Source organism: Rothia terrae (assembly GCF_012396615.1).
Classification (GTDB): Bacteria; Actinomycetota; Actinomycetes; order Actinomycetales; family Micrococcaceae; genus Rothia; species Rothia terrae.
Window position 1 is genome coordinate 198,465 of the sequence record NZ_JAAXPV010000001.1, and the last position, 15,227, is coordinate 213,691.

Genomic DNA, 15,227 nt, shown 5'->3' on the forward strand with positions numbered 1-15,227 from the left:
ATGTGGGTGTTTATCTCTAGTACCCTTAAAGGGTGACTGTTACTCCGCTTCAACTTGCCGCTCTTGTATCTGCAGGCGTGCCGGGGCTCTACCCCGTAGCCGCCCTGCCTTCAGCCGACGACGTTGCCGATTTCGATTCGGCAATTATCATCGACTCCGCCAATAAGCGTTGGCGTGTGCGTTCGCCGCGCCACCCTGAAGCTAGTGTGCGCCTTGAATCGGAGCACGTTATTTTGCAGTCATTCTCTGCTGGTTTGCGCGCTCGTCTGCCGTTCCAGCTACCCACCATCGTGGGTACTGTGCCGCTGAACGGTATGCAAACCTTTATCTACACTCATATTCCCGGTGAACACTACGACATCGACGATCTCGCAGAAATCTCGGCGATGGCAAAACCCGGCACCGAAGATTTAGCCACTGCGCTCGGCAGGCTTATTGCTACCATCCACGTGATGCCCGAGACCATCATTGATGAAGCTGATTTGCCGGTCTATTCTGCGCAAGAGTTACGCGAACGTCGCCGCACTGATTTGACCCGCGCGCGCGAAACCGGCAAGGTACCCACCGCCCTGCTCAAACGCTGGACGGATATGCTCAACGATGATGAGATGTGGTCTTTCCGCACTCGCGTAATTCACGGCGATTTGAACGAAGACAATCTGGTTATCGATAAGAAAAAGGTCAGCGAAGTTACTGGATGGTCTGAGGTCTGTGTGGGTGATCCCGCTGTGGATTTCTCGTGGTTGCTCGCCTGCTCAGATCAAGGTTTCGGAGACAAGGTCATTGACGTGTATTCGGAGCAGATGCCGCAGCGTCCTGATCGCAACCTGCAGCGTCGCGCGAATCTCTATGCAGAGTTCGCGCTGGCGCAGTGGCTGATTCGCGGTATTGAGCTGGATGATGACGGCATGATCGCTGAGGGCATTGGCATGCTTCAGGGGCTCGAACGCGATTTGTACGATGCCGGTGAGCTCAAAATTGAACAGCCGCTACCGGCTGCCGTCGATGATTCTGACATTCCCGATACTGACCCCACCATCACGTGGAATCCGTCAACCGGTGCCGCTGAGCGCAAACCGGCTGAGGATGCCTCAAACGCTGTTGAAGTTCAGGCTGAGGGCTCTAAGACTCAGCCTTCCGCCGATTCAGTAAAGGCTGATTCCGATGCGGGCACGACGTCCTCCGCGTCACGTCCCAAGAGCTCTCTGCTCGACGATATCGCTCAGATTTCACAACCTCAGCAACGAAAAACTTTGGACGCAACAGATTCTCACCACGATCCAGCAGGCGGTTCGGTAAGGGCATAGAGACTTATTCATAAGCGTCTAAAACCCCTGCGCACCTGAGCTTCTGTTGATCTCTGAAAGGATGCTGGTGGCCACCATCTAGGTGCACACCAGCATCCTTTTTGTTAACAATCGCCGACTCAGCGATGGTGCAAGCACTCGCTCTAGGATGCGCCGAGCCTACGCGCCTTCTTGATCAGTTGCGTCAGTTTCTTCTCATCAGCCAAGCGAACGTCCTCCGGTGAATGCTCATAATCGTGGGCCACATAGTAGAAGGTCGCCCGAATGTTCTCCAGCGGAACATCCATCAGCCGCGAGAACCCCAGACGGTACACAGCCAACTGAACTTCACGATGCTTGAGTTCACTATCGGTAGGTACGCGTCCAGACTTCCAGTCCACCAGCTCCCATTCAACCTCACCGTTCTCTAGCTGATGTTTGAAAATCGCGTCCACGCGTCCGCGCACCGAAATACCGTCAACCGGAGTTTCAATCGGGTACTCCACGGCCCACGGGGTGAGGTGAGCCCAACGGCTGCCCAAGAAATTGTTCTTGAGCATTTCTAGCTGAAGCGACTCCTCAACCTCGTCATCGGCGTAAATATCCTCCCCGAAATCAAGCATGGCGGCGCTCTCATAATGGTTTTCAATCCACAGGTGAAAAGCTGTACCCTGCCGTGCGCTCAAAGTGGGGCGCATCGGCATAGGACGCCTCAGCTGCTCAATAACGTCTTTGGGGGATGAGCTCAGCGACACCAGTTGAGAAGCACTCATATGGCCTGGTAACTCCACAGTTTTTTCACGCTGTGGAGCATTGAGGATACTGAGCAACAGCTCAGTTTCATCACGCCACGCCGCTACCTGTTCAGCAGATTCATCGCGAACGTAGTCCAGCGGATCGTCGCTATCTGGTTGCGGTTCTCCGCCTTCTAAGCCTCCCCTAAAAACGTTGTGCGCGGCTCGCTCTAAACGGGCACGACGCGAGAGCGCAAAATGCAGGGCTGGATCATGAGGAGCAGGAGCTGAATGTTCAACGTTCCGCCCCTCTAACGCGGCCTCAGCACCGGCTGCATCTAAGTCTTCCTGGGAATCCCAAGTACGTGTCACCGGACCATCGAGAGGATCAAACGGCCACAGTGCAGTGGTGATGGCTGCGCGTTGCGGGTTTTCTTCGCCGATTTCTTCGGGCGTAGCGTAGGCGATGAGCTCCGGGGCCTCAGCGTTCTCAGAGTCAGCGATCTCTAACTGCTCCTGCAAGAATATGGACGTTTCAGCTGGTTTTTGAGTAGAGCCAATCCAGCTACTTGCGCTGAGCACTAGCAATGAACGCGCGCGGGTGAACCCCACATAGGCAAGACGGCGTTCTTCGCCTAGAGCGTGCTCGTCAGCTTGTTCTTTGAAGAGGGCAAGTTCTTCGTCCAGCTCCCGCAAAGTTCCTGGCGTTGCTTCCCACGGCGGCAGATAGTTGTGATCCCCGCGCAAGGCCCACGGCAATGACTCAGCGTTTTGAGTCCACCGATTATCTTTTGTGGAGGGAAATTTACCCGTGGACATCGCCGGGATATACACATGATCCCATTCCAGCCCCTTCGATGCGTGCACGGTCAGAATCTGAACGGCATCGTGACGGGGTTCTTCCCCCGCAGTTTCAAGGCCGTTTTCCTGTTGTGCTGCCTGCTCGCACCAGGCAAGAAAACCGCTCACACCGTTAGCAGATGCCGAGGACGTATTGAGCGAGAACTGCACCTGCTCACCTTCGCTATCCGCGCTCGTTGCCACGCCGTCGCGTCCGGCCAGAAGAGTGGCGTTAATGCGCGGTGCACTCACAAGATACGAGGACGCGACATCGTGGAAAGCATCCAAGTGTCGGCGCGCAGTCTGCGAGTTCACCGGCGATTTCGCGGCAACCTCGATATCCATGAGCGTTGTCTCTTCGATGCGGTACATCAAGGTATTGAGATCATCAGCCATAAACTCTCGGAGGTAGGCAAGCTCGTAGGCGATACGCGACAGACGCGCATACCCGGTATCGGTGAACGAACGTCCGGATGCCGGTGATACCCAGCCCTGCGGTGGGAGGTTTTCAACTGCCTCAATCAATGACGAGTTATCTGCAATATCAGACTCTGCAGCCGCTGTAATACTTGCCCATTTTTCGCGGGCTTGACGACGCGTGTGCTCATCTCTAACGCGTGAAGCGGCAGCCTTAGATCTCGAGTGCTCAGCTACGAGCTCTTCTGCGCTCTGCGCGCTTTGAGTGGCAACGGTGTAGAGCTCTTCGAGGTCTAGGCCTTCGCCCATGGCAGCGATATCAAGTTCAATGCCTTCGCGCACTAAAAGTTCGCGTCGTTTTTCTAAGAACCGGGCCCACTCAGCCAGCACCAGCAGGTCTGAGGCACCAATACGCCAGCGAGCGCCCGAGAGAATACGCATGAGGGCATCGGATCGTCCCGGATCAGAGAGCACGTGCATGATAGAGACAAGATCAACGATCTCGGGCGTATCGAGAAGACCTCCGAGCCCCACTACCTGGTAAGGGATGTCGGCGCGTTCGAAGGCTTGACGCAGTGGCTCCATGCTCGATTTAGCGCGGGTAAGTACCGCCATGGTGGGCATCTGATGAAGCGGTTTGTCAGCAAAGGGCGCGCGACGTTCAGCAATCAAGGTGGCGATAGCGTCGGCCTCGGTTTCTTCGCTGATGTATGTTCCCACCAGTACCTGACCGGTGCCTGGCTTGGGTCGTGCTTTCAGGTCAGGTAAATCGATAGTGTTGGACGCGCGTACCCACTTAGCAGGTTCTTTCAGCGGTTCAGCTACACGGTTAGCGGCTGCCAAAATTGAGGTGTCGTTACGCCAAGCAACGCTCAGGTAGCTGGGTGTAGTGTCATCAGTTGGAAAGAAATCGTAGAAGCTAAAGAGCTGACCGTCCGATGCTCCGCGAAAACCGTAGATAGACTGCTTGGGATCGCCCACCGCCATGACGGGGTGTTCGGCGCGTCGTTCAGCATCAACGGCTCGTTGAGTAGCGCCAAAGAGGTCAGAGAACAGCTTCATCTGAGCATGAGAAGTGTCTTGGAATTCATCGAGTAGCACCACTTTGAAACGGTCTCGTTCTGCGGCTGCTGCCTGCGGTACATCACGGGCGATGCGAGCAGCGTTGGCAATGAGGTCACCGTAGTCCAGTACCTGCATACTCTTTTTCAGACGGACGTAACGCTCCACTAAATCTGCTACGACCAGCCGTGCCTGAATATTTTGTGCCACACCGTTACGTTTAGAAACCGCACCGGGCTTCTCCAGGTTCTTTAATATAGTTTGTTGCTGTAGACAGAATTCACGCACGTGCTCGGTAGATACCAGGTGCTCTGAGCAGTCACCGGCTAGCTTCATCACCGCAGAAATAAGCGTAGACTTCGCCATAGCTTTCTCGGGCAATTCGCCCTCATAGAATTCCACCAGTTGCGCCACCAGCTGCCACGACTGGGTTTGTCCCAGCATCTGCGCGTCTTGCTCAATGCCAATACGCAACCCGTAGTTTTGCACCAGAGTGTTCGCGTAGGAATGATAGGTGCTCACGACCGGATCAGTGGACGTCACCTCGTGTTCCGCACCCTCTGCCACGCGCATCAGCCCTTTAGCCCGCAAAGTCTCAAGCCCGCTACGCATACGCTCACGCAATTCACCGGCAGCCTTACGGGTAAAGGTCACGCCCAGCACCTCATCAGCGCGAACGTAGCCATTAGCAACCAACCACACCACGCGATCAACCATGGTGGCAGTTTTGCCCGAACCCGCACCGGCAACTACCAGGCGAGGTTTCAGCGGCAGAGAAATAATCTGCGACTGTTCAGGCGTTGGACGGTGCCTGCCCAGTACATCAGCAATATCTTCGGGGCTCAGAATTCTCTCGTTAGTCATTTTTCTTTCTCTTTCCCCTACTGCGTTACTTGACGGCCGCGAGCGCACAAGGGACAGATTTCTGGTAGCTTACAGCCGATGCTAAAGCCTCCATCGGCAGTATGACGGGCCTGATAAGTATCGTGCGAGATCAGCTCGGCGGCACGGTTAATGAGCTCAATCGCCCACTGCCCGGTGTCTGGGTTCAGCGGTTCTTGTTTCTGGCTGAAGGTATCGACCTTGGTGCTCTTATCGCCCAGTTGAATGAGCCACGCTCCACCGGTCATTTCGTGCAAACCTACCAGCTCGGGCATTTCATCCTCGGCGATATAGGGGTGGTCTTTTCCTTCGTGGATCGCCTCAATATCGTCGTTCATTTGCTGGCCAGCACCGGCTTCGAGAGCTACCTGGTAAGCAGCCAGCTGCGGGTGCACCTCGAGGTCTTTCTTGGTGGGTTTGCTCTTTCCAGTTTTCAAGTCAATGATCACAAATTTACCCGCCTGGTCGACCTCAAGGCGGTCCACGCGTCCAGACAAAATAGCGTCTTTTGCTGGTCCGGGAACAATCACGCTAAAGGAGCCTTCTACGCCGACGAGCTCGCGTCCGTTGGTCGAGAGTTCTTGCACGTAGGATGCGAAGCGACGCATCATCTCTTGAGCGCGGTCAAACTGTTGCTGAGTTTCCCAGGTATCGGGCAGATGGAGGGTTTCAAAGCGGGTACGCAGTTCAGCAAGGAGCTCCGCTTCAGTGCCCTGCGGTAGATCTTCAGCGATAGCGTGTACCAGCGAGCCGATGGAGCGTGAGACGTCAGTGAGAGCTTCTGCGCGCGCGGCTTGAACAAACCAATCCAGTGGCGAACGGTGAATTGTTTCAACGCGCGACGGTGAGATTCTCACTCGTTCTTCGCGGGTGAAGATGGGCCCGCTTGAGGAGAGCGGTAACAGGCCCCACCAGCTTGCCGGGTGCGCACCGGGAACCTCTACCCCGGCTGTTTGTTCCGGGTTATTGAGGCGGTTGAGCAAAACAGCAGCGTGATGGGCACGCACCGGGTTGCGGTCCTCTTCAGCGACCCATTGACGCAACTCAGCCACCAGGGCACGCAGGGTCAGCGGGCGTCGAACTTCAGTATTGACGCGTTTTTCGCCCACTGCAGGTGCCACAATATCTATCAGCTCTGAGGGCATATCGTCTGCTGAGGACGCCGCTGTGCACACCAGTCTGTATTCAGCACGAGAAATCGCGGTGGAGAACATGCGGTATTCATCGTATCGGGTATCGCGAATCCGCTGAGAAATAGTCATGGTGCGGGCAATGTCCCCACCAAATTCAACGGTATCGATTAACTCTTGAGTGCTCAGCAAAGAACCGCGAATTGTCGTGTTGGGCCACACGCCGTCTTGAAGACCTGCAACGTACACAATGTCCCATGTGCGTCCAGCTGCCGTTGCCGGGGTCAACAAAGCCACAGCGTCCTGCGCCGTCGAACGGGTTGCCAGGGTATCCATGGGCAAATCTTGCGAATCAATGTACTCCAAGAACTGCGCAGCCGTAGCCCCTGGCATCTGGTCAACATAGCGGGTGGCTGCCTCGAACAGACCGATCATGGCGTCCAAATCGCGGTGTGCTCGTTGGCCTGCGGTGCTGTCTTCTGCAGAAATTTCTCGCCACATCTCAGCCAGGCCGCTGGCATCCCACAAAGCCCAGAGCACAGTTTCGGCGGTAGCCCCGGGAACATGAAGTGCCTCTGTGCCCGCCGACAGAACTTTCGCTACACGCCGGGCGGCGGCGCCGTCGCGTCCGCGAGGAATCATAGGAAGGTTAGTCAGACACTCCACTAGCAAGGTTTCTGAGCTCCGGCTGCCACCGGCACGAAGTTCTTGCCCGCGCAGCAGCTGCCTGAGGTTACGGATGTCCATGGTGGATGCTCCACCCAAGCGCGAGGACAGCAACGCGACGGCGTTTTCATAGCCCAGGGCGTAGGACGATGAAGGTTGCGCGTTCTCAGCGGCGGTATCAGCCTCGGTATCGTGCGCGGCGCTCCCCTCTGTATTCATAGTGAGTGCGCCGTCCGCATCATCCTCAGGCTGAGAAGCAGCGGCATTAATGATAAGCGCTAGGGCATCTAAGAAGGGACGTACCGCAGGTTCATCACGCACAGGAGTCTCGGCAGCCGATACTTCAACGGGGATTCCCTGGGCGTCTAGTACACGCTTGAGACGAGAGATATCGGCACCGTTACGCACGATAATGGCGCTGCGGCGGTAGCTTCTACCGCGGTGGAGGCGGTCTTCGAGAATCATCTGAGCCAGCAAGGCACCTTCGTGCTGCGGGCTATCAACGGTTAGTGCTTCAACAGCTAGGTCATTTCCCGCTGATTTTTCAAGATCTAGTAGCTCGTGGTCATCGCCCAGTGGCAAAAGTTCTTGCTGTATCAGTTCAGTTTCTTCAGGTTGTTCAAGGACGCGCGGGGCGTCCAAACCAGCTACAGCAGGTGGAATGCGGTGAGCGAATGCAGACCAGGCACCCGCGATTTCAGCGTTCATTCGATACGAGGTCTTGAGCTTGTGAACATTCACCTCGGTGAAAATATCGCGGACGCGGGCAATCATGTCGGGGCGCGCGCCGCGGAAACCTTGGACCACGGTGTCAGTGCAGGCGGTCATATACACGGTGGGTTCAACGGTAAAAGCTTGCGCGAGGGCGTCGGCGTCCACCGTCATGTTCTGCGCTGTTTGAGCGAGAACAAGGGAAAGCTGGTGGCCGCACACAATACTGAGTAGCCTGTAGATCGACGGGCTTGCCTCTTGCAAATCATCAATTAGAATCAGGTCAAATGCAGCGCGTTCGTCAGCTAAAAACTCGGGGTTAGCCACAAAGACCCGGGCGGCTTCGTGGATGAGTGCCGCAGGGTCAAAGGCGTTGGGGGCGCGCAAACGACGAATTTGTCGGTATTCCGTGTAAAGTTGCGCAGCTGCTGCCCATTCAGGGTGCTGATACCGGCTGGCTAGTTCTTGGACGGCGCCCGCGTCCAGATTGTACTCGGCCATACGGTCAAAGAAATCGCGAATCTCATGGCGAAAACCGTTGGTTGGCAAAGCCTCACTTAAGTCCGTAGGCCAGTGAGGGCCAAACCCGCTTTGCCTGTGACCCTCAAGAAGTTCGCGGATCATCACATCTTGTTCAGGGCCTGAGAGCAATTTGGGTGCAAACTCTAGACCCGGTAGGAGCTCCAGAATATGAGCGCGGCGTAGAACATCAAAGGCGTATGCCTGCCATGCGCGCACCGGAGCTGAAGACATGGTGGTGTTCACGCGGGCTGTCAGTTCTTCGCGGACGCGAGTTGCACTAGCACGCGAGGGGGTGAGCACTAGCAGTCGCGCAGGATTACCACCGGATTCAATGAATTGCGCGGCTCGTTCAATCAGCGCGCGCGTCTTTCCCGTGCCCGGTGCTCCGGCAATAAAATGAACACCGCTCACCTCTTTCAAGCGGTTAGCGGCGTCCATCGTGTTGTGCAAAGAAGTGCTCATGTTCTTATTCTTTCAGCACCCACTGACAAAATAAGAACGTTTTTGAGATCTCTCGGCTTTATTTTTTCTTCATCATTTTGAGCACTGTGGGCAAGTGACGGGCTAACTGTTCAGCCGCGTACAGGCCGGCGCTCTGCGATGAGGTGCCACGCTGGTGCTCGTTAGAGGGGTTGTACCCGTGATGCGTTTGACTGTAGGGATTCTGTTGCTGGGCACTGCCCTGCCCGAATCCGCCAAAGAACCCACCGGTTGGCTTGGAGTACCCCGGACGCGATCCACCGGCTTGGCGCATACCGTCTTGGAAACCGCGGTCGTACCCCTGATGGTAGTCCGCTGATTTACCGCGTCTAAACCCCGTGCCACGCGTTGAACCATTTTTGAATTTGTTGACCTGCTGCGCGATAAACAGTGCCTGCGATAACTTTGATTTTTTACGATGTGAACTCGACTGATTGCGTGAAGCCGCAAACTCCAAACCCCAGTTGATAGCTTGCATGATTTGTTCTTCTCGGCTGCCCCTTCCATGCGAGTAGCCGCTACTAAATTTTTGAGCCATGCTTTCCCCCTTCCAACAATAAGTACGCTTTATAAGTATAGTCTGCTCAACCATCCGTGACTTAAAACTTCTCGTGAAGACACCTTCTCAAAACAGCATCTTTTCGCATGTACTCGCCCACAGTTGCCCCGCGTTGTACTCTTAGAACATGACTTCATGGACTGAACTACCCCGCGCCACCTTTGACCTAGAGACCACCGGCATCGACGTGCGCACCGCTCGAATCGTCACCGCATCCCTTATTCTGGTGGATGCTGAAGGTGAGGTTATCCGTCAGGCTGAGTGGCTGGCAGATCCGGGCGTAGAAATCCCCGAAGAAGCTTCTAAGGTTCACGGCATTACCACCGAATACGCAAAGGCTAACGGTAAGCCCGGCCAGCAGGTCGCCTACGAAGTTGCTATGGCGCTCGGCGGTCTGTTTGCTGATGGTGTGCCTGTGATTGCTTTCAACGCCGCTTACGATTTTTCGGTCATGCACTACGAGCTTTCTCGTTACGGTTTTCCGCCGCTCACCGCCTTCCCTGTTCTTGACCCGCTGGTTATTAACAAGCAGGTACATAAGTTCAAAAAGGGCAAGCGCACCTTAGAAGTACTGGCGCAAGAATACAATGTCGAGCTTGATAATGCGCACTCATCAACCGCAGATGCTATTGCCGCTGAACGTGTTCTCACCGCGATGAGCCTTGAGTACCCCGATGAACTTGAGCAGGACGCGGTCACCTTGCACAATGCGCAGATTGGCTGGGCAGCGGAACAAGCAGCTGACCTTCAGGCGTACTTTGATCGTATTGGAAAGCAGGCAGATATAGACGGCACCTGGCCTGTTCGATAGCTCAGATTCACGTATCGGTCGCAGGTTATTCTGCGGCCGATATTTTCTTGTTTTCGTATCTCGACACTCAGGATAGATAGCGATGGATGATTTTACCCGCAGTATCACTCTGGGCTCTTCTCGCCTACAACATGAGGAACTCGTTCAACAGTCTGCGGTGGTGATGCGCCTGGGTATGATGCTGATGGCATCGGGCGCGAGCGCGTACCGAGTGAAGTCGTCGATGGCTCGGTTGGCTCGTGCTGTTGGACTCACCGAGCATCATGCGCAGGTATCATTCACTGAAATCTCTACGACGTCCTATGCCAAGGGTTTTTACCGCACTGAAATTTCCGAACAGCGCGCCGTGGGAATCAATGCGCATCGCATCGATGCTTTAGGCGAGTTTGTTTCTGCTTTGCCTTCTCAGATTTCGCCGGCGGTTGCAAACCGCACTCTCGACCGTATTGAGGCGTTGCCCAAGCTGTATGCGCCGTGGCTTTTGGCCTTGATTGCCGGTATAGCGTGTGCGGCTTTTGCGTTCATGAACCGCGGTGGTTTGCTGGAGTGTACCGTGGTGTTTTTTGCCGCCTGCGCAGGTCAGTTTCTTCGCTCTCAGCTACTTCACCGGCACATTAACCATATGGCGGTGTGGATTCTGTGCGGGGTGCTCTCCGCCGGTTTATATATCGCCGTGATGACGGGGTTCAGCTCCGCTGGGCTTATTTCTGCCGACCATATGGTGGGCTTCATTTCTTCGGTTCTGTTTCTGGTGCCGGGTTTTCCGCTGGTCACCGGGATGCTGGATTTAGCGCGAATGGATATCTCAGCAGGGCTCTCGCGCCTAACGTACGTGGTGCTGATGCTGATGAGTGCGTCCTTCGCGATTTGGCTCCTGTCCTTTCTTTTTGATGTGCCGCTATCAACTGCCCCTGATTTGGGGCTTCCGGTGCTTGCGCTCGTAGCTTTGCAAATCATCGCGTCCTTCTGTGCCGCCGTCGGTTTTGCCATGCTGTTCAATGCAACTCCGCTGGCCTGCACGTGGGCAGGAGTTATCGCTGCACTGGTTAACCCCGCACGCGTGTGGCTGACGGATGCCGGTTTAGCACCCCAATTGTCCGTTGCTATTGCTGCGTTTGTCGCCGGTTTGCTGGCAGAAGTTATTGCGCCGCTTCATCACCGTCAAATCTCCCGCGTTTCACTCTCTGTGCCCGCGGTGGTCACCATGGTTCCAGGCGTGCTGTTTTATATGTCGATGGCTCACTTTAGTAACGGCGATGTCACCTCGGCGCTCGCAGGAATGGTGCAAGTGATATTGGTGTTCGCCGCCATCGGTATGGGACTTGCCGCAGCTCGTTTGATGATGGATAAAAACTGGCTGTACGATCGCGATACACAAAAGCTTGGCTCTCTCAGAGCCGATCAACACATGCGTTAGGAACAACCAGCCGTGGTCTCTCAACATATTTCACGCATCATCGGAACCTCCCCGCAGAAGGTGTATGACTATGTGCGTAATCCGTTCACCCTGCCGCTCTGGGCCGCGGGGTTGGCGACTTCAACTGTGACTGAGGATAACGGAAGGTATTTTGCGCAGGCTCCTTTTGGACGCGTGCAGGTACGCTTTGTGCAGACCAACAGTTCTGGGGTGCTAGACCACGAGGTCATCACCGAGAACGGCGCAACTTTCTACAACCCAATGCGCGTCATACCGCATCCGCAGGGTTCTGAAATCATCTTTACGGTGCGACAGCTAGAGATGAGCGATGAACAGTTCGCCGCCGATTGTCGTGCTGTGGCTGCAGATTTAGAGACGCTTGCTCAGCTGTTAGAGCGGTAAAAGACAGAAAATCGCGGTAATCTACAGCCCTCGCCGCAACACCGCTATGGCGCACAAATCTATAAACAGCAACGGGGCACCTGAAAATTTCAGGTGCCCTGTCTGATGAGTCGTGACGCTTATGCGGTGGCTGATGCCGCTGCTTGAGCCGCTGCAGGAAGAGCCGAGATGATGCGATCCATCGCAGCATCATCGTGAGCGGCGGAGAGGAACCATGCCTCAAACGCGCTCGGCGGCAGATAGACGCCTGATTCCATCATGGAGTGGAAGAACGCGTTGTAGCGGAAGGTCTCGCTTGCCTTGATGTCATCGTAGTTGTGAACACCGTTGGCAGAGGTACCGAAAGCCACCGAGAAGAGGTTGCCAGCCGTGTGGATGGAGTGGTCCACTCCGGCATCGTTGAATGCTTCAGTCAAAGCCTTCTGGAGTTGAGCTGAGCGTTCATCGATATGCTGGTACGCCGCAGCATCTGCGGCTGTGAGGGTGGCGATGCCCGCTGCCATAGAGATGGGGTTACCCGAGAGAGTACCAGCCTGGTAGACGGGTCCGGTGGGAGCGAGGTATTCCATGATCTCGCGCTTTCCGGCGAGCGCAGCGATGGGCATACCGCCGCCAATGACCTTACCGAAAGCGAAGAGGTCGGGAACCCAGCCGCCGTCGTTGGGTGATGCAAAGCCCCAGTAACCTGCAGATGAGACGCGGAAGCCCGTAAGAACTTCATCGAAAATCATGAGGGCACCGTTTGCGGTAGTGAGCTCGCGAATGGTTTTGTTGAATCCCTCGTGAGGGGTGACAACACCCATGTTGCAGGGCGCTGATTCAGTGATGACCGCTGCGATTTCACCGGGGTAGGTTTCAAAAGCTGCGCGCAGGGCGTCCTTGTCGTTATAGGGCAGGACGATGGTCTCCCCTGCAGTTGCGGCGGTGACGCCTGCGGAACCCGGCAGTGCCAGGGTAGCTACGCCTGAGCCCGCTTCTGAGAGCAGGGCGTCCACGTGTCCGTGATAGCAGCCAGCGAACTTGATGATTTTGTCGCGGGACGTATAACCGCGTGCCAGGCGCACTGCCGTCATGGTGGCTTCGGTGCCGGTTGAGACCATACGAACCTGGTCGATAGCCCCGGGAGTAACAGCGTTAATACGCTCGATGACCAGCTCAGCTAAACGAGTTTCAGATTCTGTTGAGGTACCAAAGGATAGCCCGTGATCAGCTGCGGTGTGTACAGCATCAATGACGCGAGCGTCCTTATGACCCAAAATCGCAGGTCCCCAAGACCCCACGAGATCAACGTACTCTTTACCGTCAGCATCGCGCAGGTAGGCGCCTTCGGCATCCACCATGAACGCGGGAGTGCCGCCCACAGAGTTGAATGCACGCACGGGGGAGTTCACGCCGCCGGGGATTACGCGACGAGAACGTTCAAAAAGCTCTTCGTTATGAGTCATGTGTTATCTTCTTTCGACGGTGAAAACAGTGGTGTTGTCAGCTTACTTGGTTTGGTTCAGCCAGGTAGCAACTTCGGTCGCGTAGTAGGTCAAGATGATATCGGCGCCGGCGCGGCGAATGCCCATCAGCGATTCCGTGACAATGCGCTCACGGTCAATCCAGCCTTTAGCTGCTGCTGCTTCGATCATCGCGTATTCGCCAGAGACCTGGTAAGCGGCGACGGGAACCGGTGATACAACGGCAAGTTCACGCACGATATCAAGGTAGGCCATGGCGGGTTTGACCATCACAAAGTCAGCACCCTCTTCAATATCCAGCTGAGCTTCCAACAGTGCCTCTCGGCGCTGAGCGGGGTCCTGCTGGTACGTCTTGCGATCGCCTTTAAAGGTTGAACCGACGGCGTCACGGAAAGGACCAAAGAACGCTGATGCGTATTTTGCAGAATACGCCATGATAGAAACATCGGGATATCCGGCATCATCAAGAGCCGCACGGATTGCGCCGACCTGACCGTCCATCATGCCCGAGGGGCTCACAGTATGCGCACCTGCTTTCGCCTGTGAAACAGCCATCTTGCAGTAAGATTCCACAGCGCGATCGTTGTCAACAACCTCGTTGCCCCACTCATCGGTGACCAGCGGGCCACAGTGACCGTGAGAAGTAAATTCATCCAAGCAGGTATCTGCCATGATGACAATCTCGTTGCCGAATTCTTCGCGAAGAGCACGAATACCGCGGTTGAGAATACCGTCCTCAGCCCACGCTACTGAACCTTCATCGTCCTTGTCTTCATCGCGCGGCACGCCAAAGAGGTCAACGCACGCAATACCTGCATCGATAGCTTGACGTACCTCGTATTTGAGGCTGTCTAGGGTGTGCTGATACTGTCCGGGCATAGATTCGATGGCTACCGGGGCATCAATGCCATCTCGCACAAAGAGAACCTGAATCATGTTGCGAGGTTCCAGCGAAGTCTGGGCAGTCAGTGCTCGCATAGCATCGGTGGTACGCGCGCGGCGCGGTCGAAAAGCTAAATCAAGATTTTTCATGATGCGTTGTCTTCCTTTTCAATACTGTCAATGGTTGTCTGCGCTAGATCGCTGGGCGAAGGTGTAGGAGATTGCACGACGCGTAGTCCCAGTTGCTCAGCGGTGCGGGCAGTGGTTGCGCCAATGGCGATGACCAGCGGAAACTCGGTGTCGGGCTCCTTTTGCGCTAAACGCCAACTTTCGTAAAGCCCGGTTAGCAGGGAGGGAGCTGTTGCGACCACTGCTCTTACCGACGGCAGTTCTTCAACGGCCTGGTCAATCCGCACATTGGTAAGTTCAGCGTCTGCTTCCCGAGTGTTCAGCGGGTTCTGGCAGGGGTACGGGCTCATGGTGTAGACATTCCACGGAGTAACCTCCCACCCCGCTGAGGTGAGCCCCTTCGTAAGGGTTGCCCGAGCGTTCGTTCCTTGAACGCACAGTACAGCACGGTTCGCGTGATCAGCAGCTGTCTCTGGCAATTCACTCGCCAGGTGGGCGGCATCGGAAACTGTGGGTGTGAAGTCTACTTTCACTCCCCTGCCTTCCAGTGCACGAGCCGTAGCTTTGCCCACGCAAGCTACTTTTAACGACGCTAAAAATTGACTCAGCGGTTGATGCAAAACAGCCTCAGCTGCGAGAACGCCGTTAGCGCTGGTAAAGGTGACCCAACGAAAGTTTTTACCTAAAAATGCCTCACGCTCAGCCTTCGCCCCTTGATAAAGCTCAGCCTCATGAACAGGCGCATAGATAAGCTCCACAGGCGCTAACCGACCAGAGCAGCTGGCAAGTTCTTGCGCGAACACACCAGCTGCCCCATGCGTGCGGGTGATAAGA

10 protein-coding genes are annotated in these 15,227 nt (G+C 55.6%); 4 read left to right on the plus strand and 6 right to left on the minus strand.

Annotated elements, in window-relative coordinates:
• Positions 1 to 32: 32 nt before the first annotated feature.
• Positions 33 to 1,307, plus strand: a complete 1,275-nt coding sequence (locus tag HF984_RS00880) for a phosphotransferase (protein WP_168613791.1) — start codon at positions 33 to 35, stop codon at positions 1,305 to 1,307.
• Positions 1,308 to 1,450: 143 nt separating this feature from the next.
• Here HF984_RS00880 and HF984_RS00885 read toward each other — a convergent pair whose 3' ends face one another.
• From HF984_RS00885 to HF984_RS00895, 3 genes are read right to left on the minus strand one after another with little or no spacing between them, the layout of a single operon-like run.
• Positions 1,451 to 5,203 carry an ATP-dependent helicase gene (locus HF984_RS00885; protein WP_168613792.1) on the minus strand — a complete coding sequence of 1,251 codons (3,753 nt, stop codon included), beginning with the start codon at positions 5,201 to 5,203 and terminating at the stop codon, positions 1,451 to 1,453.
• Between the two features lie 17 nt (positions 5,204 to 5,220).
• Entirely contained in the window at positions 5,221 to 8,712 is a 3,492-nt protein-coding gene (locus HF984_RS00890) for an ATP-dependent helicase (RefSeq protein ID WP_247596383.1), read from the minus strand.
• 58 nt (positions 8,713 to 8,770) lie between these two features.
• Positions 8,771 to 9,268, minus strand: coding sequence for a hypothetical protein (locus HF984_RS00895; RefSeq protein ID WP_168613793.1), 498 nt, complete (start codon positions 9,266 to 9,268; stop codon positions 8,771 to 8,773).
• A gap of 148 nt (positions 9,269 to 9,416) precedes the next feature.
• Between HF984_RS00895 and HF984_RS00900 the strand changes: the two genes are divergently transcribed.
• The 3 genes from HF984_RS00900 to HF984_RS00910 all read left to right on the plus strand — a co-directional run bounded on the left by HF984_RS00900 (position 9,417) and on the right by HF984_RS00910 (position 11,919).
• Entirely contained in the window at positions 9,417 to 10,100 is a 684-nt protein-coding gene (locus HF984_RS00900) for a 3'-5' exonuclease (RefSeq protein ID WP_168613794.1), read from the plus strand.
• An 82-nt stretch (positions 10,101 to 10,182) separates the two neighbouring features.
• Positions 10,183 to 11,517, plus strand: a complete 1,335-nt coding sequence (locus HF984_RS00905) for a threonine/serine exporter family protein (RefSeq protein ID WP_168613795.1) — start codon at positions 10,183 to 10,185, stop codon at positions 11,515 to 11,517.
• Between the two features lie 12 nt (positions 11,518 to 11,529).
• Positions 11,530 to 11,919, plus strand: a complete 390-nt coding sequence (locus HF984_RS00910; protein ID WP_168613796.1) for an SRPBCC family protein — start codon at positions 11,530 to 11,532, stop codon at positions 11,917 to 11,919.
• Positions 11,920 to 12,038: 119 nt separating this feature from the next.
• Here the strand turns inward: HF984_RS00910 and hemL are convergent, their stop codons facing one another.
• Genes hemL through HF984_RS00925 form a run of 3 tightly spaced genes read right to left on the minus strand, consistent with a single transcriptional unit; the run spans position 12,039 to position 15,196 of the window.
• Positions 12,039 to 13,364, minus strand: a complete 1,326-nt coding sequence (gene hemL, locus HF984_RS00915; protein ID WP_168613797.1) for a glutamate-1-semialdehyde 2,1-aminomutase — start codon at positions 13,362 to 13,364, stop codon at positions 12,039 to 12,041.
• 42 nt (positions 13,365 to 13,406) lie between these two features.
• A complete protein-coding gene (gene hemB / locus HF984_RS00920) occupies positions 13,407 to 14,414 on the minus strand; it encodes a porphobilinogen synthase (RefSeq protein ID WP_168613798.1) in 1,008 nt (335 codons plus the stop codon).
• A complete protein-coding gene (locus tag HF984_RS00925) occupies positions 14,411 to 15,196 on the minus strand; it encodes a uroporphyrinogen-III synthase (RefSeq protein ID WP_168613799.1) in 786 nt (261 codons plus the stop codon). Before HF984_RS00925 ends, hemB begins: the two co-directional genes overlap by 4 nt.
• Positions 15,197 to 15,227: the final 31 nt, after the last annotated feature.

What these genes read in the sequence shown, in the direction of transcription:
- HF984_RS00885 (WP_168613792.1), bottom strand. Translation starts at nt 5,203, where the DNA reads ATGACTAACGAGAGAATTCTGAGCCCCGAAGATATTGCTGATGTACTG.
- HF984_RS00890 (WP_247596383.1), bottom strand. Translation starts at nt 8,712, where the DNA reads ATGAGCACTTCTTTGCACAACACGATGGACGCCGCTAACCGCTTGAAA.
- HF984_RS00895 (WP_168613793.1), bottom strand. Translation starts at nt 9,268, where the DNA reads ATGGCTCAAAAATTTAGTAGCGGCTACTCGCATGGAAGGGGCAGCCGA.
- HF984_RS00900 (WP_168613794.1), top strand. Translation starts at nt 9,417, where the DNA reads ATGACTTCATGGACTGAACTACCCCGCGCCACCTTTGACCTAGAGACC.
- HF984_RS00905 (WP_168613795.1), top strand. Translation starts at nt 10,183, where the DNA reads ATGGATGATTTTACCCGCAGTATCACTCTGGGCTCTTCTCGCCTACAA.
- hemL (WP_168613797.1), bottom strand. Translation starts at nt 13,364, where the DNA reads ATGACTCATAACGAAGAGCTTTTTGAACGTTCTCGTCGCGTAATCCCC.
- hemB (WP_168613798.1), bottom strand. Translation starts at nt 14,414, where the DNA reads ATGAAAAATCTTGATTTAGCTTTTCGACCGCGCCGCGCGCGTACCACC.